Genomic DNA, 19,252 nt, shown 5'->3' with positions numbered 1-19,252 from the left:
GCTTAATACCGTCTGAGATTCATTATTATCACTATTTTAAACATTTATTATATAGCTTAAACCTTTACATTACCATTATCTTATCGCATCAAAGTGCAAAACTGCTGTTTTTAAGCTTTTGCACTGAATCCGGTGGCTGAAGTTTTCCGGTTCCGATTTTCTTTGCGGCTGGAAATGGTATGTAGTTATTGTTGGGCACGCTTTGGCGTTTTAAGGGTTTGAGTTATGTTTTTTTCGTTGCTTCCGCACACTGTTTTTCAGGTTTTCTTTTCATTTTTTGCTACTTTTCTGCTTACTGCGCCGGTTTCGGCCGAAGACCCGGCGACCACACAGGTTGGTTCGACTACGGCACCCGAATTGTTGGTGATCGATCAGAAAGTGCTGGAATTTATGGCGCGCTGGAATATTCCGGGCGCAACGGTGGCTTTAGCCAAAGACGATAAACTGCTTTATGCCCGCGGTTTTGGCAAAGCCGACGAAGATCAACTGATGCAGGCCGACCACCTTTTCCGGATCGCCAGCCTTTCCAAGCCCATTACCGCTATGGCTATTATGAAACTGAACCAGGACAATGGCCTAGATCTGGAGCAAAAAGTTTTCGGTCCGGAAGGCATCCTGAATTCGGAGTTATACGCCGATCTTCGGGACCCGCGCATGCAGGAAATTACCATTAAGCACCTCCTGGAACACACCGCCGGCTGGGACCGCCATATCAGTCCCGAAGGCGACCCGATGTTCAACCCGGTAAAAATTGCGGAAGCCATGCAGGTGCCTGCTCCCGCAGATGCCGTTTCGGTTATAAGGTACGTACTGCAGCAGCCCCTCGATTTTGCACCCGGTTCCCGCGTTGCTTATTCTAATATCGGTTACAATATTCTGGGCCGGGTAATTGAGCAGATCACCGAACTACCATATGAAACGTATGTGCAGCAGGCTATTTTGCAGCCATTAGGCATTACCGGGATGGTTTTGGGCCGCAACCTCTATGAAAATAAATCTGAGCGGGAAGTAAAATATTTCGATCTGAAAGCGCGCCAGGTAAAAACGGTATCCGGCGAGAATAAAAAAGTGCCTTTCCCTTACGGTGGTTTTAACCTGGAAGCCATGGATGCCCACGGCGGCTGGATCGCATCTGCGCCCGACCTGATCAAACTATTGATGGGGCTGGACCCGACGGGAGAGAACGCCTTGCTTTCCCGGGAAACCATTGCCCGCATGACCACGCCTTCTAACCCGGATTATGGTTACGCCAAAGGCTGGTTCGTAAATAAAAAAGGCAACTGGTGGCACTCCGGCGCTTTAATTGGTTCATCTACTTTAATGGCGCATCTACAAGATGGTATGAAATGGGTTTTGCTCATGAATGCCCGCCCCGAACACCCGGACTTTTACAAAGAACTGGACCGCCTGATGTGGAACGCCACAGCCGATGTGGAAACCTGGCCCGAAATTAACCTCCTGGAACCGGCGATCACACTGCAGGAAGATCAGCGGGAACATATCTAGTAAAGCTATCCTGAAAAAAATAAAGTCCGGCTTAAGAAACCGGACTTTTCAGGTTAAAAAGTATAGCGTTTTTCGGGACAAAACTACGGAAAACGGTATCGGAATTTAATGCAAAAGTCCTGGTGGTTTTTCATTTTCGATATCTACTTCCAGTTTTTGCGAACGCGTTAAGGAATTATACACCAGCAGGTAACTTTGGTCGATCAGCTCTTTTAAAAGCATGTAAGGAACGCTGCCATTAGGTTTTACATTATTCCAGTGCTTTTTATTCATGTGGTAGGCACCAGTAATATCATCCGGGAATTGTTCGCGCAGTTGAATAGCGTGTTCCGGGTCGCATTTTAAGGCAATGCCCGCGTCAAAATCAGAAAGATTTGCGAGCGCAATCATCTTCCCTCCCACTTTAAATACCAGGGTATCGGCATCGAAAGGAAAGCCTTCGGTTACCCCTTTTTTGGCCAGGCAATATTCGCGGTATTCTTCAATGTTCATATCAGCGCGTAAACAGGCGCACGGCCATTACGATCAGACAAACCAGAAATATCAGGATAGATACTTTGTTAATGCCGTGCATTACGCGCAGGTTGAAGGTAGATTTACGGTTCGGGTCGGGTTTACGGAAAAAATACGTGAGTACTTCCGAGAAATCAAATAGATTTTTCATAATAAAAAGCTCCTGTTTTCAGGAGAACAATACAAGGTAGAAAAAGATTTGTTTAACTGCAAAATTACCGGAATGCGGTTAGCTGCAGCCTTCTTCATCAGGTATTCAAAATAAAGACCGCCCTTGGTTTTTACCCCTAAAACCCTACCGTTTTTAACCAAAACAGCACCTTCTTCCGGAAAACATATCCGGAAGAAGGTGCTGAATATTGCTTTGGAAACTGCTTAAGCGCTGATGCGCAGCTTTGAATTGGCTTTGCTATCCGTAAGAATTTCCTGCATGAGCAAACGCACATCTTTCACCGAATCTAAATAATACCGGGCTGAAGACCGCGTGTTGCCCACTTTTATGGTAAAAGCCTTATCGGGCATGGCGCGGAAGGTATCTTCGTCGGTGCGGTCGTCGCCGATGGCCATTACAAATTCGGCCGGATATTTTTCGAGCCAGCGCGATGCAGCGGCGCCTTTGTTTACTTCGGTGTTCTTAATTTCAATTACCATGTTGCCTTCCATTACCTGCAGGTTTATGTTCGAAGCCAGGTAAGATAAATGCGTATTGAGTTCGCGAGCGCGCAATTCACCCAGGCCTTTTTCAACTTTGCGGTAATGCCACACCAGCGAATAATCTTTTTCCTCAATAAACGATCCCGGGGTGCGGCTTACGTGCAATTCCATCATCGGGCGGATATCTTTTTTCCAGTCGCTGCTCAGGTTCCGGATCATTTGCCAGTCTTCGGAGCCTTCTTTGAGCCATACGCCATGTTCGGCAATTATATCCACGTCGAGTTTTCCGAGCCAGTCCTGCAGGGTTTTCCGGTCGCGGCCGCTGATAATTACCACCCGGTTTTTATGGTCGGCCGTAATTTTCTGCAGCAAACCAATTAGCTCCTGATCCGGGCGGGCTTTTTGCGGCGCATCCTGAAATCCTACCAGCGTGCCATCGTAATCCAGGAAAATGAGGCGGCTGCCGGCCTGGCTGTATTCGTTATGTAAAATTTCTGATTCATGGGTATCGAGTGGAGTGGTTGCCATAGCCATTTGCTTTATTTTAATGTAACTGAGGCGGTCCATAAACAGGTTTACCCAGTGGTTAATGTTGTAGCGTTTCACCAGTTCCTGCATCTGTTCCATATGGAATTGCTGCTGCTCATCGGGCATGGTAAGCGCTTCGTATAAGGCATTTACCAGTTGGTTCTGGTCGTTGGGGTTTATGAGAATGGCATCGGAAAGTTCGCGGCTTGCGCCGGCCATTTCGCTCAGGATCAATACACCCAGCTGATTGGTTTTGCTGGCAATGTATTCTTTGGCCACCAGGTTCATGCCGTCGCGCATGGGGGTTACCAGACCCACATCGGCCATGCGGTAAAACGCCGAAAGCGATTCGAGCGGGAAAGACCGGTAGAAATAATTGATCGGGCGCCAGTTCATGTTGCCGTAAGTACCGTTTATGCGGCCTACCAGTTCATCTACTTCCTCTTTCAGTTCTTTATACTTGCCCACCTGATCGCGCGAAGGAACCACGATCATGAGCAAAGTTACTTTCTCGTTGAATTCAGGATATTTTTGCAAAAAAGATTCGTATGCCTCGAGCCGTTGCGGTATGCCTTTGGAATAATCGAGCCGGTCTATAGACAAAATGATCTTCTGATCGTGGATGGCTTTGCGGAAAGTTTGTTCACGCTTGAGCGTTTCTTCACTTTCTGCCACTTCGGCGTATTTGTCGAAGTCAATCCCCATCGGGAAAGCATCTACCATTACGGTACGTTTGCCGGTATCTATTAAGCCCTGCTGGTTGTTAAAGCCTACAATGCGGCTCACCGAACTCAGGAAATGGCGGGCATCGTCGTAAGTATGGAAACCTAAAAGGTCGGCGCCCAGCATGCCGTTCAGCAATTCTTCGCGCCAGGGCAGTAAACGGAAAACTTCGTACGACGGAAACGGAATGTGCTGGAAAAACCCGATGCTGCTGTCCGGTAAATTTTCGCGGAGCATCTGGGGTAAAAGCAGCAACTGGTAATCGTGGATCCAGATGGTATCGCCGGGTTTGGCAATTTTCATTACTTCGTTGCAAAATTTCTGATTCACGCGCCGGTAGGTTTCCCACATCTTCTGGTCGTAGACCGTGTATTGCAGAAAGTAATGAAAGGTAGGCCACAGGGTTTCGTTGCTGAAGCCTTCGTAAAATTCCTTGATCTCGGTCTTGGTTAAAAAAACCGGATGCATGTGATCGGCCTGCAGGTCGGCGGCAACCTGTAACTGGTCGCTTTCTTCTTCCAGATAAATTCCCGGCCAGCCGATCCAGCGGTTAGCGCCTTGTTTATAAACGCTGCCCAGACCAGTGGCGAGTCCGCCTTCGCTGGTCTTGTATTCAATAGTTTGGTTCTTTTTCAGAACCGTTACCGGAAGCCTGTTTGAAACAATAATGGTTCTTGGCATAGTGTAAGAGCTTAGGTGAGTGCCTGATGATTGTGAAGTTTACACAATACTGCAAGCGGATCGATTTTGTTAAGTGGTTTTTCTTAGGTTTTCTGAATAAGAATTAGAAGTTATTAAGAATGAATGATTTGCTAAAAATTTATTGGTAAACGTGTTAAATATATGAGTAAAATACCCCTGGTTTAAAGGTTTCAAATTGCAAAAACAAATTATGAATTGCTTTTCTGAAAGTTTACCTTACACGTGCCGGATAAAAAACGCTATGAATTCTGGCTTAAAAACCGGGCTTATCTCCGGAGTTTAAGGTAGATCACCCCGAGCGGCGGCAACGCCAGACTGATCGAAAAATCGCGCCCGTGTGCGGTCAGACTTTCAGCCTCCAAACCGATACCGTTTTGCAGATCACTACCCCCGAATTCGCTGGAATCGCTGTTAAAGATCTCATCCCAGATACCATTTTCGGGTAAGCCAATGCGGTAGTTTTCGCGCGGCACCGGCGTGAAATTGCAAACTACTATGAGCTGATCTTCTTCGGAATTTCCTTTCCGCAGAAAACTGATCACGCTGTTGGCTGCATCGTGCAGATCGATCCATTCAAATCCTCCGGCCTCAAAACTTCTTTCGTAAAGCGCTTTTTCGTGTTTATAAAGGTGGTTGAGCTTCTGCAGCATTTTTTGTACCCCCGCATGGATCGGGTATTGGGTTAAATGCCACTCCAGGCTGCTTTCATGCGCCCACTCGCTGGTTTGCCCGAATTCGCCGCCCATAAAAAGCAGTTTGGTGCCCGGGTGCCCGTACATATAGCCGTAAAGCAAACGCAGATTGGCAAACTGCTGCCATTCATCGCCGGGCATTTTCCTCACCAGCGCTTTTTTGCCGTAAACCACTTCGTCGTGCGAAAGCGGCAGCATGAAATTTTCGGCAAAAGCATAAATAATGCTGAAGGTGATCTGGCCCTGGTGATATTGCCGGTAGATCGGCTCCATTTCCAGGTATTTGAGCGTGTCGTGCATCCAACCCATCATCCATTTCATATCAAAGCCCAGGCCGCCCAGATAGGTTGGTTTCGAAACGCCCGGCCAGGCAGTAGATTCTTCGGCAATGGTTACTGTATCCGGGTGGGCTTCCCTGATGGCGTCGTTGAATTCGCGGATAAAGGCAATCGCTTCCAGGTTTTCCCGGCCGCCATGTTCATTCGGGATCCATTCGCCGGCTTTGCGGGAATAATCCAGGTAAAGCATGGAAGCCACGGCATCTACCCGCAGGCCGTCGGCGTGGTATTTTTCGAGCCAGAAAAGGGCATTGCTGATCAGAAAGGCCTTTACCTCGTTGCGGCCGTAGTTAAAAATGTAGCTTTGCCAGTCCGGGTGGAAGCCTTTGCGCGGATCGGCATGTTCGTATAAATGCGTGCCGTCGAAATAAACCAGACCGTGTTCATCGGAAGGAAAATGCGAAGGCACCCAGTCCAGGATCACACCAATGCCTTCTTCGTGCAACGCGTTTACCAGGTACATAAAATCCTGCGGCGAACCGAAACGGCTGCTGGGTGCAAAATACCCGGTTACCTGGTAACCCCAAGACCCATAGAACGGATGCTCCATAACGGGCATGAATTCTACGTGGGTAAAGCCCAGTTCATTAAGGTAAGCCGGCAGTTCTTTGGCCAGCTCCAGGTAGGTTAAATGGCGGTTATTTTCTTCCGGAACCCGTTTCCAGGAACCCAGGTGCATTTCGTAAACGGAGTAAGGCTGACTTTTTCCGGCATTTTCCCTACGGTTTTCGAGCCACTTTTTATCGTTCCAGGTATAGTCAATATCCCAGACAACGGATGCGGTGCGAGGCGGTTCTTCGCATAAATACCCGAACGGATCGGCTTTGGCTACTTCAAAACCGTTATGGTGCGACCGGATGTGGTATTTGTAAAGCTCGCCATGGCCGATACCCGGAAAAAAGCCTTCCCAGATCCCGGAATGGTCAAACCGGGGGTTAAGTTTATATTCGCCCGGGCGCCAGCCGTTAAAATTCCCGATCACGGAAACGGCTTCGGCGTTGGGTGCCCAGAGGGCAAAATAAGTGCCTTTTTCCCCGTTATAGGTCATCAGGTGGGCGCCAAACTTTTCGTAGAGTTTATAATGCCGGCCTTCGCGGAATAAATGAATATCAAATTCGGAGAACCGGGTGCAGTGCGCGGGCGTTTCAGGTTCTTTTGGTACCGCTTTCCGGCGCGGTTTGCTTACTATTACGTCTAGCACTTTTTCAGCCAGCACTTCGGCCGGATCTTTTTTTTCGGGCATTTCAGCCTTTTTCGTTCTTTTAGCCATTAGTTATGCTTTTCAGAATTCATGATAGATTTAATGCCCCGGAGCGGAATTAACACCCAATCCGGACGGTTGTTCAGTTCATAACCCAGTTCATAGATCGCTTTTTCGAGCAGGAAGGTCTGGATCAGCACTTCAAAATCTTCGGTATTATCGGGCAGAATATTTTTATCCTGCATTTTCTCGAGGTAAGATTCCATGTAGAAACCGCTCACGTAATGGTACCATTGTTCGGCCCAGTATTCCATTTCCTCGCTGTTTTCTTTTACCAGGTATGCATCCTGCACCAGCGCGTTGTAAGCCGCGTAATGGAAGGAACGGATCATGCCGGCCACGTCGCGAAGCGGCGAGCGTTTCAGCCGGCGTTCGCTGTATGAGCGGGCCGGTTCGCCTTCAAAATCCAGGATCACGAAATCTTTTCCGGTAAACAGTACCTGCCCTAAATGGAAATCGCCGTGCGTTCTGATCTTGAGGGTGTCGATCTTGCGGGCAAATATGCGTTTGAACCGTTCCAGGATCGCTTCCCGCATTTGCAGTACTTCTTCGGCTTCCTGCTGCACATTTTCCGGCAGGTCTTTCATATGTTTGCGCAACAGATCGAAATTGCTGCGTACCAAAGATTTTAAGCCCGAGTACAGTGAGCGCTGGTAGTGCAAAGAGTAATCTTCCGGGCTGAATTCTTTGTCTACTGAATTAGAAGCCAGGGCCAGGTGCATTTCGGCAGTGCGGGTACCCAGCAAGTTGATCCGTTCTATGTAAGCGCCGCCGAGCAAATTCTGCAGCTCTTCCGGAATGGTTTCGAAAGCAACCGGTTGGGAAAATGTGCCCCGTGGCGCAACGCGGGAAATGCTGCGACCTTTTGCCGAAACCCGCTCAAAAAAGCGTTTTACCGATTCGCCGATGTAGGTCCAGGCATCGCCCTGATTGGTGATCATTTCCTGCATCATACCCAGCACAATGCCCGGTTTGCCCGACGTTTGCAGTTCGATGCTACCTTTATAAGCCGGTACATTTGGAAAAGCAACCTGATCGGTTAGGAAACGGGTAATTTCCAGGTCCTGGTTTATGGCGCGGTCTAGTTTGCGGTAGAATTTAAAGAAATATTCATCGTCGTAGATAATGGAAGTATTGCTTTGCTCGGCGCCCAGAATTTTGGAACTGATGTATTCCTTGCCTTCTTTCGGATTTAAAACGGTACCTCTTTCAGCGTGAAAAATCAGTTCGCTGTGATTGCCGATATCCAGTTTCTTGCGTTTGGCCATGAAATTGAAAATGGTATGGCGGAAATTCTCGCTGTAAACCGAATCGTACAGAATACCTGAAGTGCCGTCAATGCGGGCGGTAGCCACAATGCTTTGCGGACAATGCGAGCGCAGTTCTTCTTCTTTTTTACCGGCCGCAAAAGAAAGCGCGAGCTGGTAAAGTTCCGGCAAACCTTCGTTGTAGGTAACTTCCATAATCAGCAATACGGTTTCTTCGCCTTTAACCGGCACCGGAATAAAATCGGTTACTTCTATGCGCTGAATGATCCGGGCTTTGCCGCCGAACCAACGGCATTTGAGCAGGTATTCGCGCAGCACCCGGTCTTCCAGATCCTGCACAACCCGATGATCCATATTTACCAGGCTATCGAAACGGATCTCCGGCAGGTCGGCGGCTTGTTGCAGCGCCTGATCCGGTTTTAAGGTGAACCAGTAAAAGCCGTAAGGCGCCAGCGTAACCAGGTAAGGGTGCGTGGTGATCTTCGGGAAACGGTTCTGGCCAAAAACTTCTACCGGGGAATAATTTTCGTAATCTTCCAGCGGCAATTCTACTGCCTGCGGGAAGCGCGACAAATTGCAAACCACCAGGATGTTTTCTTCTTCGTAGGTTCGTAAAAAAGCCAGCACTTTGGTATTTTCCGGGCTCAGGAATTTGATCTTACCGCGGCCGAAAGCTTTGAAACGCTTGCGCATAGCAATTACCCGTTTCATCCACCAAAGCAGGGAATTCGGATTTTTCTCCTGGTTTTCTACGTTTACAGCTTCATATTTATATTCCGGATCTATGATCACAGGCAGGTATAATTGCTGCGGATTGGCCTGCGAAAAACCGGCATTTCTATCAGGGCTCCACTGCATGGGCGTGCGCACGCCGTCGCGGTCGCCGAGGTAGAAATTGTCGCCCATGCCAATTTCGTCGCCGTAGTAAATTACGGGCGTGCCGGGCATGGAAAACAGCATGATGTTCATGAGCTCGATCTTGCTGCGGTTATTGTCCAGGAGCGGTGCCAGGCGGTGCCGGATGCCGAGGTTGATGCGCGCCATCGGATCTTTGGTGTACACTTTATACATGTAGTCACGCTCTTCGTCGGTTACCATTTCCAGGGTAAGTTCGTCGTGATTCCTCAGAAACATGGCCCACTGGCAGGTTTCCGGAATTTCGGGCGTCTGGTCTAAAATATCGATGAGCGGGTAACGGTCTTCCATTTTCACGCTCATGAACATGCGAGGCATGATGGGAAAATGGTAGTTCATGTGGCATTCGTCGCCGTTGCCGAAATACGAAGCCGATTCTTCGGGCCACATATTGGCTTCGGCTAAAAATAAACGCCCCGGGTATTTTTCGTCTACGTGTCTGCGCAGTTTTTTCAGGAATTCGTGGGTTTCGGGCAGGTTTTCGCCGTTGGTTCCTTCGCGCTCGAATAAGTACGGCACAGCATCTAAACGGAAACCATCTACGCCCATATCGAGCCAGTAATCGAGCATTTTAAAAACCTCTTCCTGCACTTTCGGGTTGTCGTAGTTCAGGTCGGGCTGATGGGAGAAAAAGCGGTGCCAGTAATATTGCTTCGCTACCGGGTCCCAGGTCCAGTTACTGGTTTCGGTGTCGGTAAAAATAATGCGTACATCTTTGTATTTATTCGGATCATCAGACCACACGTAGTAATCGCGTTCCACCGAACCGGGAGCTGCGTGGCGCGCGCGCTGGAACCACGGATGCTGGTCAGATGAATGGTTGATCACCAGTTCGGTAATAACCCGCAGGCCGCGGTTATGCGCTTCTTTCAGGAATTTTTTAAACTGATTGATGTTGCCGTAAGAAGGATTGATGGAATAATAATCGGCAATATCGTAGCCGTCGTCGCGGAGCGGCGAAGGGTAAAAAGGCAGCAGCCAGATGGCCGTAACCCCTAATGATTCAACGTAGTCGAGCTTGCTTAGTAAGCCTTCAAAATCGCCGATGCCGTCTTTGTTGCTGTCGGAGAAAGCTTTGATGTGCAGTTCGTAAATAATGGCATCTTTATACCAGCGTAAATTTTCATCGGTTAAGTTTTGCTCTGTGGCCATGGGGAAGTTTCTTGCTTTTTCTTAGTTTTTCAGGGAAAATTGATAGCGTTTTTTTTAGACTTTTCCGGCTTTTAAACCCTGGAGGTCTAACTTGTTTTTATAGTTTTCAGGCTGAAAAACCTAGCGTTTACCGCCTGAAAATTTTATTTCGTACTACTTTTTAAGCTTAAAAGAATAGCGTTTTATACATTGAATAATCTGACAGATTTATGAAATCTTTAAGGTTTAGAACTTGGGATTTTTAGTGAGTTTCCGGAGCTAAAACGCTATCTTTTATGCAACGAAAACTCAGGAAGCCAGCGGTTGTATTCAGTGCACCGATTTGTTTACTGCCGCTTCTCTTTCGGGCTTGAAAACCGGCGCTTCTACCCGCAAAACGTGCACCGGCATGTGCTCCGGGTGCAGCTCTACGTAGTTCCAGGCATTGCGCCAGGTATACATGTGGCCAGTTATCAGGTCTTGTACGTGGTATGGCTCGTCTGGGTCAATAAGCAGTTCTTTTACCGGTACTTCCACCCAACCGTTGTGTTTGCTGAACGGGTCGAGGTTGATCACCATAATTAAGCGGTTCTCTCCGGTTTCATCGAGCTTGCCGTAGCAGAGTAAATTACTATTATCGGTTTTGCCGAAGTGAATGTGCCAGGTGGTTTGCAGCGCGGGGTTTTCTTTACGGATCTGGTTAAGCCTGGTAATTACGTCGCGGATCTTGGTCTGCGCGTTCCAGTCCCAATGCTTGATCTCGTATTTTTCCGAATCGAGGTATTCTTCTTTGCCCGGCGCCAGCGGCGTGTTGATGCCGAATTCGTAAACCGGACCATACAGGCCGTAATTCGAAGACATCGTGGCAGCCATTACCAACCGCGTGATGAACATCGGTTCGCCGCCTAGTTGTAAATGTTCCGGTAAAATATCGGGCGTGTTCGGCCAGAAATTCGGTCGGTAAAATTCGCGCAGGTCGGTTTTGGTCAGTTCTTCCATGTATTCGCGCAATTCTTCGGCCGTATTCCGCCAGGTGAAATAGGTGTAGCTTTGGTTGAAACCGATCTTGCCCAGCCTTTCCATGATGCGCGGCCGCGTGAATGCTTCGGCCAGAAAAATAGTGTTCGGGTAAACATTCCGTACTTCCCGGATCAGCCATTCCCAGAACACGAACGGTTTGGTATGCGGATTATCGACCCGGAAAATGGTAACGCCTTGCTTGATCCAGTACACCACAATGCTTTTAAGTTCCTGCCACAGATTTTCCCAGTCTTCCGTTTCAAAATTAACGGGTAGCACATCCTGGTATTTTTTCGGCGGATTTTCAGCGTATTGTACCGTGCCGTCGGGCCGCCATTTAAACCAGTCCGGGTGCTCTTTTACGTACGGGTGATCCGGCGAGCACTGAATGGCAAAATCGAGCGCGATTTCCATTCCCAGTTCGTTGGACGCTTTTACAAATTCCCGGAAATCCTCAAGCGTGCCCAGGTCCGGGTGAATGGCTTTGTGGCCGCCTTCTGCGCCGCCAATGGCCCAGGGTACGCCCGGCATGCCTTCTTCAGCATTAAGCGTATTATTATAGCCCTTCCGGAAACTGATCCCAATGGGATGAATGGGCGGCAGATAAATTACATCGAAGCCCATTTCAGCTATGCGCGGCAGGATCTTAAGGGCGTCCTGAAAAGTGCCGTGTTTGCCGGGTTCTTCGGCCGTAGATCTGGGGAAAAATTCGTACCAGGAACTGAAAAGCGCTTTCTGCCTTTCTACTTCTACTGCTAAGGTCAGGAAATATTGTTTGGCATTGCTGCGGTCGGCGTATAGGTACATCAGGTCGGCGAGCTCTTCACTTTCGGCCAGGGAAACGGCAGCAGCCGGGCTGTGCGGCTGGCGAAAAGCCGCTGCCCATTTCTGCAGTTTTTTGGCCGGGCCGGTTTTGGCGTGCGCAGCGGCGGCTTCGAGCATTTCCGCCCCGATCTGAAATTCGACCGAAAGCTCCTGGCCGGCTTCGAATTTCTTTTGCAGACCCAGTTTCCAGGTTAAAAAATGGTCTACCCAGCCAATGATGGAATATTCGTAGCGGCCCATGGCCGTAGGGGTAAATTCACCCTGCCAGCGGTCGTTGCCCAGAAATTCCATGGGTTTTTCCTGCCAGTTCTTTTTGCTGGCCTGTCGGAAAATGATCACGGCCCGCACCGAATCGTGGCCATCAGTAAATACATCGGCTTCAACAACTAACTTCTCCCCTACTACCCTTTTCACCGGAAAATGGCCGCCGTTTATTTCCGGTTTCACATTGTCTATCACTACGCGCTTGGTTCCTTCGAGGTGCTTCATGCAATTTAAAATTGTGGTCAGTAAGATGCAGTTTTATAATCCTTCGGACAGGATATGGTTTTTACCGAAAAATGCGTTTGGGGTTGTGTTGCAGGCGGAACAAAAGCGTATTTTTTTTTCTTTTTGGCGTCTGTGCAACGTGATTCCGTATTTATTCTGAGCCAAGGCCTAAACTTTTGCCGCCCGAAAACGGTATGCAAGGCGCCGCGGCTTTTTTTGTTCCGGAAAAACCCGGGTTCTTATTTCTACCCGAAATTCAGACAAGCCACCGGCGGCAAAATATTCAGCAACGAAACAAACAGGTTAATTTTATGAGCATACTGCGCAAGATCGGGGCCCAATTAAGTCCGAACGGCCTTTGCACGTTTACCGTCTGGGCGCCGGAACTGGAAAAAGTAGCTTTAAAACTCACCCACCCGGTAGCAAAAACGGTAGCCATGCAGAAAACCGATTTCGGTTACTGGTCGGTCATGCAGGAAAACATTACGCCCGGAACCAGATACTTTTTTGAACTGAACGGCCAGGAAGTACGCCCCGACCCGGCTTCGCATTTTCAGCCGGAAGGCGTGCATGAAAGTTCTGCGGTGGTAGATCACAACTATTTTGCCTGGACCGATAAAAACTGGCGCGGGCTGGAACTGGAAGATTACATCATCTACGAGTTGCATACCGGTACTTTTACTCCGGAACACACGTTCGAAGGCATTATTTCGAAACTCGATTATTTGCTGGAACTGGGTATTACGGCCATCGAAATTATGCCGGTGGCGCAGTTTCCCGGCGAAAGAAACTGGGGCTACGACGGCGTTTATCCGTTTGCAGTGCAAAATTCCTATGGCGGACCCGATGGCCTGAAAAAAATGGTAAATGCCTGTCACGAAAAAGGAATAGCGGTGGTACTTGATGTAGTGTATAACCACCTGGGGCCGGAAGGAAATTACCTGCGCGATTTTGGTCCTTACTTTACCGAAAAATACAAAACGCCCTGGGGCAGCGCCCTCAATTTCGACGATGCGCACGCCGACGGGGTCCGGAATTTCTTTATTCAGAACGCGCTGATGTGGTTCCGCGACTTTCACGTCGATGCGCTGCGCCTGGATGCCGTGCATGCCATCATGGATTTCAGTGCCAGGCATTTTCTGGAAGAACTGGCCGATGAAACCAAAAAACTTTCTGCCGAAACCGGACGCGAATTTTTACTCATTGCCGAAAGTGACCTCAACGATGTGCGTTTGATAAATCCCCAGGAAAAAGGCGGCTACGGCCTGCACGCACAATGGAACGACGAATTCCACCACGCCCTGCACACCGTTCTTACCAAGGAAAACGCCGGTTATTACGCCGATTTCGGAAGTTTGAAAGACCTGGAAAAAGCATTTAAGCATACTTTTGTTTTTAACGGGAATTACGCGCCGCACCGCCGGAAAAGTTACGGCAATAATGCCGACGAAAACCCGGGAAAGCAATTTGTGGTTTGCCTGCAAAACCACGACCAGGTGGGCAACCGCATGCGCGGCGACCGGCTCACGGAACCGCTATCCTTCCGGGCCCTAAAACTCGCGGCGGCAACCTATATTTTATCGCCTTACCTGCCGATGCTGTTTATGGGCGAAGAATACGGCGAGAAAAATCCTTTCCAATATTTCATCAGCCATACCGATAAAAACCTGGTGGAAGCTGTGCAAAAGGGCCGTAAAGAAGAATTCAAAGGCTTTCAATGGGCAGGCCAAGTTCCCGATCCGCAAAGCGAAGAAACGTTCCGGAATTCGAGTTTAACCTGGCAATACCAGGAAGGCGAAGGAAAGGAACTTTGGAATTTTTACCGCCATCTGATTTCCCTGCGCAAAAGCCACGAAATTTTCCGGAACCCCGATAAAACCCAGCTGCAGGTAAGTGCCGACGAAACTAAAAATCTGCTGACGGTTGAACGATGGAACAAAGATCTGGGTGTAAAGTGCTTTTACAATTTCAGTAAAGAACCAATAGAAATCGCGCTGGAGAAAAATGCCGGCTGGAAACTTTTGCTCAATAGTGCGTATCCGGAAATTCCAGAAAATGCTTTACCCGCGAAGTTGAAACTTGATCCGGAATCGGTCATAATTATTGAGCAGAAACCAATCAGCTGACCAATGACTTTTTTTAGCCAAAACGCTACCGTTTTTCCATTTAAAACTGAAGCTTCATTTAACTATCTTCTGAAATAATTTCCCATGTTTGTACCTGCTGCCACGTACCGTATTCAGTTCCATAAAGATTTCACGTTCCGGGATCTGATGCCGCAAATTCCTTATTTGAAAGCGCTGGGAATCGGTACCATTTATGCTTCACCGATCTTTAAGGCCCGCCCGGGTAGCACGCACGGCTACGACGTTACGAATGCGCAGGAGCTGAATCCGGAAATTGGCAGCCGCCAGGATTTTGAAGCTTTGCAGCAATTGCTCAAAGAAAACCAGATGTTCTGGCTGCAGGATATCGTACCGAACCACATGGCTTTTCACCAGGATAACGGGTGGCTGATGGATATTTTCGAGCACGGGCCGGCTTCGGAATTTTATAATTTCTTTGATGTGAACTGGGAACATGAAAACCCCGAATTAACCGGAAAACTCATGGCCCCTTTCCTCGGATCCACGCTGGAAGAAGCGCTGGAAAAAGGCGACGTTAAACTGGTGTTCGGGGAAGGTGGTTTTAAAATTCAATTCTACGAAAACCAGTTTCCTGCCAGCTTTACTTCCTGGCCGCTTATCCTGGAAAAATTAACGGAAAACGGTAGGGAAAACGCACCAAAAACTCTTCAGGAACCGGAAATTTCTTCGCTGCTTCAAGCTGTCGAAAGTGAGGATAATAAGGATGAATTAGCTGCAATAAAAACGCAGCTTCTAACGCATTTCCAAAATGCAGAAACCCTAAATTGGCTGCAAAACGGTATCGAAATCGTCAATAAAAGTCCGGAGCAACTGCAGCAAATCCTGGACAAACAATTCTTCCGGCTTACCCTTTGGAGTGATTCGGATCAGCAAATAAATTACCGCCGTTTTTTTACCATCAACGAACTGATCTGCCTGCGTATGGAAGACGAAACGGTATTTAAAAAGTACCACCAATTCATATTCAGCCAATATCAGCAAGGCTATTTTCAGGGCCTCCGCATCGACCACATCGACGGTCTGGCCGACCCGGTAACCTATTTGCACCGCCTGCGCGAACTGGTAGGAAACGATTGCTATATAACCGTAGAAAAGATCCTGGACCTGGGCGAAGAACTGCCGGTAAACTGGCCGGTGCAGGGCACGACGGGTTACTTTTTTCTGGCCGTTATCAATCAACTCGCTACGAGTGTGCAGGCAGAAAAAGCCTTCGATGAAATTTACTGGAAGCATGTGCCGGAAGCGCGCGAAAGCGATTACGAACAGCTCGTTTTTGAAAAGAAAATGTATATGCTGGAAAACCACATGCGAGGCGAAACCGATAACCTTTTCAACCTGTTTAAAAACCTGGAACTGCTGCCCGATACCCCCGGCTTTACGGAGAAATCATTGAAAGATGCGTTGCAGATCCTGCTGGCAGCTTTCCCGGTTTACCGGCTCTATACGAACCAATTGCCGGTGGAAGGACAGGATGCCGCCATTCTGGAAAAAGCCTTCGCCCGCGCCCGGAAATTTGCCTTGCATCTAAAAAAAGAGCTCACGTATTTTCACCAGCTTTTTGTACAAACTGATCTTGCCCAGCCGGATGCCGCAGTAAATCGTTTGCACTTCCTGATGCGCTGCCAGCAATTCACGGGCCCCCTGGCAGCCAAAGGCGTGGAAGATACTACGTTTTATAATTATAACCGCCTGATATCGCATAATGAAGTAGGCGACGATCCGGAAGTTTTCGGCATTACAGTAAGCCGGTTTCACCAGGAAATGCTGGAACGGCAACGGCACTGGCCGCTGGCCCAAAACGCCACGGCCACCCACGATACCAAACGCGGCGAAGACGCCCGGATGCGCCTGAACGTACTTACCGAAATGCCGGAAAAATGGGCCCGCATCCTGGAGCAGTGGGAAACTGAAAACGAGCCTTTCGTCCAGACCATCGACGGGCATCAGGTGCCATCGCGGAACCGCATTTTTTACCTCTACCAGGCCTTGCTGGCTGCTTTCCCGATGGATGGTCAGCCGGAGGCAGACTTCCAGGAACGGGTTAAGGAAGCGCTGACCAAAGCCATGCGGGAAGCCAAAATGTATTCGAACTGGTCGGAGCCAAACGAAAAATACGAGCAGGAAGCCCTGGATTTTCTCGGCTCCATTCTAACGGACGGTACGGCATTTAAAAGCAGTTTTCAGGCCTTCGCAAGACTGGTATCTTTTTACGGCATGCTTTACAGCCTGGGCCAGACCCTGCTAAAAATTACTTCGCCCGGCATACCCGATATTTACCAGGGCTGCGAACTCTGGGACCTGAGCATGGTGGATCCCGATAACCGCCGCCCCGTAAACTTTGAATCGCGGAAAAACTACCTACAGGAACTTCAGGAAACGACAGGAAACGGTAGGGAAAATGCCTTAAAAAGTATGATGCAAAACTGGACCGATGGCAAAATAAAAATGTATGTAACCTGGTGCGCGCTGCAATTCCGAAAAGCCCGTAAAGAACTCTTCACCCAAGGTGAATACTTACCGCTTAAGCTTGCAGATAACCCTAACGTATTGGCCTTTGGCTGGAAACTTGAAACGCAATGGTGCCTGGTGATCATTCCGTTGGAATTAGGCAAATTAACAGAACCAGAAACCTTCCCTTTGGGGGAGCAAATCTGGAAAGATGAAATGCTTGTTTTGCCGGCCAATGCTCCAAAAAAATGGAAAAATATATTTACCGACCAAACGCTTTCAGGGGAAAACAAACTGGCTCTGGCCGAAATTTTTAAATTGTTCCCCGTAGCGTGCTTAACTTCTGAAACCGTATGAAAACCAATCGAAGCAGCGGCATTATTTTGCATATAACCTCTCTCCCGGGTCCTTTCGGTATGGGTGATCTGGGTCCGGAAGCTTACCGTTTTGCCGATAAACTGCAGGAATGCGGGTTTGTGTACTGGCAGCTTTTACCCCTGAATCCGGTGGAAGCCGGCATGGGTTATTCGCCATACAGCAGCACTTCAGCCTTTGCCGGAAACACCATGCTAATCAGTCCGGAATTACTGGTGCGCGAAGGTTTACTCCCGGCCGCGGCGCTGGAAAATTTACCGGTTTTCCCGAATGAAAAGGTAAATTACGCCGCAGCTTTTAACTTGAAAGAAAAGCTGCTGCGGCAGGCGTTTGAAACATTCCGCCGGAAAAATTTACTGGAAGACGCTTACAATATTTTTTGCCGGAACCACCAGTTCTGGCTGCATGATTTTGCTTTGTTCACGGTGCTGCACGAAGCCCATGAAAAAGCCAGTTGGCTCGAATGGCCCGCCGAATTCAGGCAACGAAATCCGGAGGCATTAAAAGCGCTGGAAAAAGATTCGGAAGCTGAAATATCCTACATAAAATTCACCCAGTTCCTGTTCTATAAGCAATGGCAGGCTTTACGCGAATACGGCAATCAGCAAGGACTTTTTTTCTTCGGAGATCTACCGTTTTACGTAAGTTTCGACAGCGCGGAAGTTTGGGCAAAACCTGAAAACTTCAAGCTGGATGCTGATCAAAAACCAGTTTCCGTTTCCGGCGTGCCACCCGATTATTTCAGCGAAACCGGTCAACTCTGGGGCACGCCCATTTACAACTGGGAAAAACTGAAAGCGCAAAAATTTGACTGGTGGATCAAACGGCTGGCGCATAATTTAGAACTTTTCGATGTGGCGCGGCTCGATCATTTCCGGGCATTTTACGATTACTGGGAAGTACCGGCCACGGAGAAAACGGCGATAAACGGAAAGTGGCAGTACGGCCCGGCCGATGATTTCTTTAAAACCCTGCAACTGGAATTTCCGGACATGCCTTTTATTGCCGAAGACCTGGGCTACGTAGGCCAGGGCGTATACGATCTGCGCGACCGTTTTAACTTGCCCGGCATGGTAGTGCTGCAATACGGTTTCAGCGACGATATTGCTACCAGCGTTTTTGCCCTGCACAACCACCGCCCGAATATGATCGCTTATACCGGCACCCACGACAATAATACCACCATTGGCTGGTGGAAAGAGGAAATGAAACCGGAAGACCGGAAGCGGGCCTCGCAATACCTGAACGAAACGTTAACGGAAGAAAACATTAGTTTAGCTTTAATTAAAGCAACATTGATGTCAGTGGCAGAACTGGCAATTTTCCCGCTGCAGGATCTGCTCAACCTGGATGAAAAAGCCATCATGAACAAACCCTCCATCGCGGAAGGAAACTGGCAATGGCGGGTTACGAAAGAGCAGCTGGATTCAATAGATGAAAAATACTGGCAGGAATTACTGGCGCTTTACGGAAGGCTGCCGAAAGAGTAGTTTTTCTGTAGGGCCAGGCTTCGACCTGACCGCAGGTTTGCCGGACAAATTATTTGAACCCGATATGTTGGATTTAAAAGATGGTCAGGATTTTTTGGTCGGGAATGCGTGCAGTCAGGTTGCGCCCTGTCCACACAAATATCGTGTCAATCAATTCAATCAAATAAATCTTTTCACAAAAAAAGCTCCCAGTTTTCAGCAACCTGGGAGCTTTTTTGCAGTACTTT

Annotated in this window: 10 protein-coding genes; 4 read left to right on the top strand and 6 right to left on the bottom strand. The window is 48.6% G+C overall.

What is annotated here, in order from left to right; genetic code table 11:
* The first annotated feature begins 225 nt into the window (after nt 1–225).
* Entirely contained in the window at nt 226–1,506 is a 1,281-nt protein-coding gene (locus I5M27_RS08360) for a serine hydrolase domain-containing protein (RefSeq protein WP_200505742.1), read from the top strand.
* Between the two features lie 105 nt (nt 1,507–1,611).
* On the opposite strand, the gene I5M27_RS08355 is transcribed toward I5M27_RS08360, so the two are convergent.
* The 6 genes from I5M27_RS08355 to I5M27_RS08330 form a co-directional block, all read right to left on the bottom strand.
* Nucleotides 1,612–1,998: an MmcQ/YjbR family DNA-binding protein gene (locus tag I5M27_RS08355; RefSeq protein WP_200505741.1), complete on the bottom strand. Its 387-nt coding sequence runs from the start codon at nt 1,996–1,998 to the stop codon at nt 1,612–1,614.
* Between the two features lies 1 nt (nt 1,999).
* On the bottom strand, nt 2,000–2,170 hold the full coding sequence (locus I5M27_RS08350) for a DUF6728 family protein (protein ID WP_200505740.1): 171 nt from the start codon (nt 2,168–2,170) through the stop codon (nt 2,000–2,002).
* 224 nt (nt 2,171–2,394) lie between these two features.
* The gene (locus tag I5M27_RS08345) at nt 2,395–4,605 is read right to left on the bottom strand and encodes a bifunctional alpha,alpha-trehalose-phosphate synthase (UDP-forming)/trehalose-phosphatase (protein ID WP_200505739.1); all 2,211 of its coding nucleotides are present in this window, start codon (nt 4,603–4,605) and stop codon (nt 2,395–2,397) included.
* A gap of 287 nt (nt 4,606–4,892) precedes the next feature.
* On the bottom strand, nt 4,893–6,926 hold the full coding sequence (gene glgB, locus I5M27_RS08340; protein ID WP_234462446.1) for a 1,4-alpha-glucan branching protein GlgB: 2,034 nt from the start codon (nt 6,924–6,926) through the stop codon (nt 4,893–4,895).
* Nucleotides 6,926–10,252, bottom strand: a complete 3,327-nt coding sequence (gene treS / locus I5M27_RS08335; RefSeq protein ID WP_200505738.1) for a maltose alpha-D-glucosyltransferase — start codon at nt 10,250–10,252, stop codon at nt 6,926–6,928. The genes glgB and treS overlap by 1 nt, the downstream gene beginning before the upstream one ends.
* A gap of 309 nt (nt 10,253–10,561) precedes the next feature.
* Nucleotides 10,562–12,565: an alpha-1,4-glucan--maltose-1-phosphate maltosyltransferase gene (locus I5M27_RS08330; protein WP_200505737.1), complete on the bottom strand. Its 2,004-nt coding sequence runs from the start codon at nt 12,563–12,565 to the stop codon at nt 10,562–10,564.
* 311 nt (nt 12,566–12,876) lie between these two features.
* On the opposite strand from I5M27_RS08330, the gene treZ reads away from it, so the two are divergent.
* The 3 genes from treZ to malQ all read left to right on the top strand — a co-directional run bounded on the left by treZ (nt 12,877) and on the right by malQ (nt 19,025).
* Entirely contained in the window at nt 12,877–14,691 is a 1,815-nt protein-coding gene (gene treZ, locus I5M27_RS08325; protein WP_200505736.1) for a malto-oligosyltrehalose trehalohydrolase, read from the top strand.
* Between the two features lie 84 nt (nt 14,692–14,775).
* On the top strand, nt 14,776–17,517 hold the full coding sequence (gene treY / locus I5M27_RS08320) for a malto-oligosyltrehalose synthase (RefSeq protein ID WP_200505735.1): 2,742 nt from the start codon (nt 14,776–14,778) through the stop codon (nt 17,515–17,517).
* Entirely contained in the window at nt 17,514–19,025 is a 1,512-nt protein-coding gene (gene malQ, locus I5M27_RS08315; protein ID WP_200505734.1) for a 4-alpha-glucanotransferase, read from the top strand. Before treY ends, malQ begins: the two co-directional genes overlap by 4 nt.
* Nucleotides 19,026–19,252: the final 227 nt, after the last annotated feature.

Source organism: Adhaeribacter terrigena, from assembly GCF_016623615.1.
In the GTDB taxonomy this organism is placed as follows: Bacteria; Bacteroidota; Bacteroidia; order Cytophagales; family Hymenobacteraceae; genus Adhaeribacter_A; species Adhaeribacter_A terrigena.
This window is presented reverse-complemented; position numbering and strand designations above follow the sequence as displayed.

Excerpts from the sequence above, each read along its gene's own strand:
- I5M27_RS08360 (WP_200505742.1), top strand. The coding sequence starts at position 226 with ATGTTTTTTTCGTTGCTTCCGCACACTGTTTTTCAGGTTTTCTTTTCA.
- I5M27_RS08355 (WP_200505741.1), bottom strand. The coding sequence starts at position 1,998 with ATGAACATTGAAGAATACCGCGAATATTGCCTGGCCAAAAAAGGGGTA.
- I5M27_RS08350 (WP_200505740.1), bottom strand. The coding sequence starts at position 2,170 with ATGAAAAATCTATTTGATTTCTCGGAAGTACTCACGTATTTTTTCCGT.
- I5M27_RS08345 (WP_200505739.1), bottom strand. The coding sequence starts at position 4,605 with ATGCCAAGAACCATTATTGTTTCAAACAGGCTTCCGGTAACGGTTCTG.
- glgB (WP_234462446.1), bottom strand. The coding sequence starts at position 6,926 with ATGGCTAAAAGAACGAAAAAGGCTGAAATGCCCGAAAAAAAAGATCCG.
- treS (WP_200505738.1), bottom strand. The coding sequence starts at position 10,252 with ATGGCCACAGAGCAAAACTTAACCGATGAAAATTTACGCTGGTATAAA.
- I5M27_RS08330 (WP_200505737.1), bottom strand. The coding sequence starts at position 12,565 with ATGAAGCACCTCGAAGGAACCAAGCGCGTAGTGATAGACAATGTGAAA.
- treZ (WP_200505736.1), top strand. The coding sequence starts at position 12,877 with ATGAGCATACTGCGCAAGATCGGGGCCCAATTAAGTCCGAACGGCCTT.
- treY (WP_200505735.1), top strand. The coding sequence starts at position 14,776 with ATGTTTGTACCTGCTGCCACGTACCGTATTCAGTTCCATAAAGATTTC.
- malQ (WP_200505734.1), top strand. The coding sequence starts at position 17,514 with ATGAAAACCAATCGAAGCAGCGGCATTATTTTGCATATAACCTCTCTC.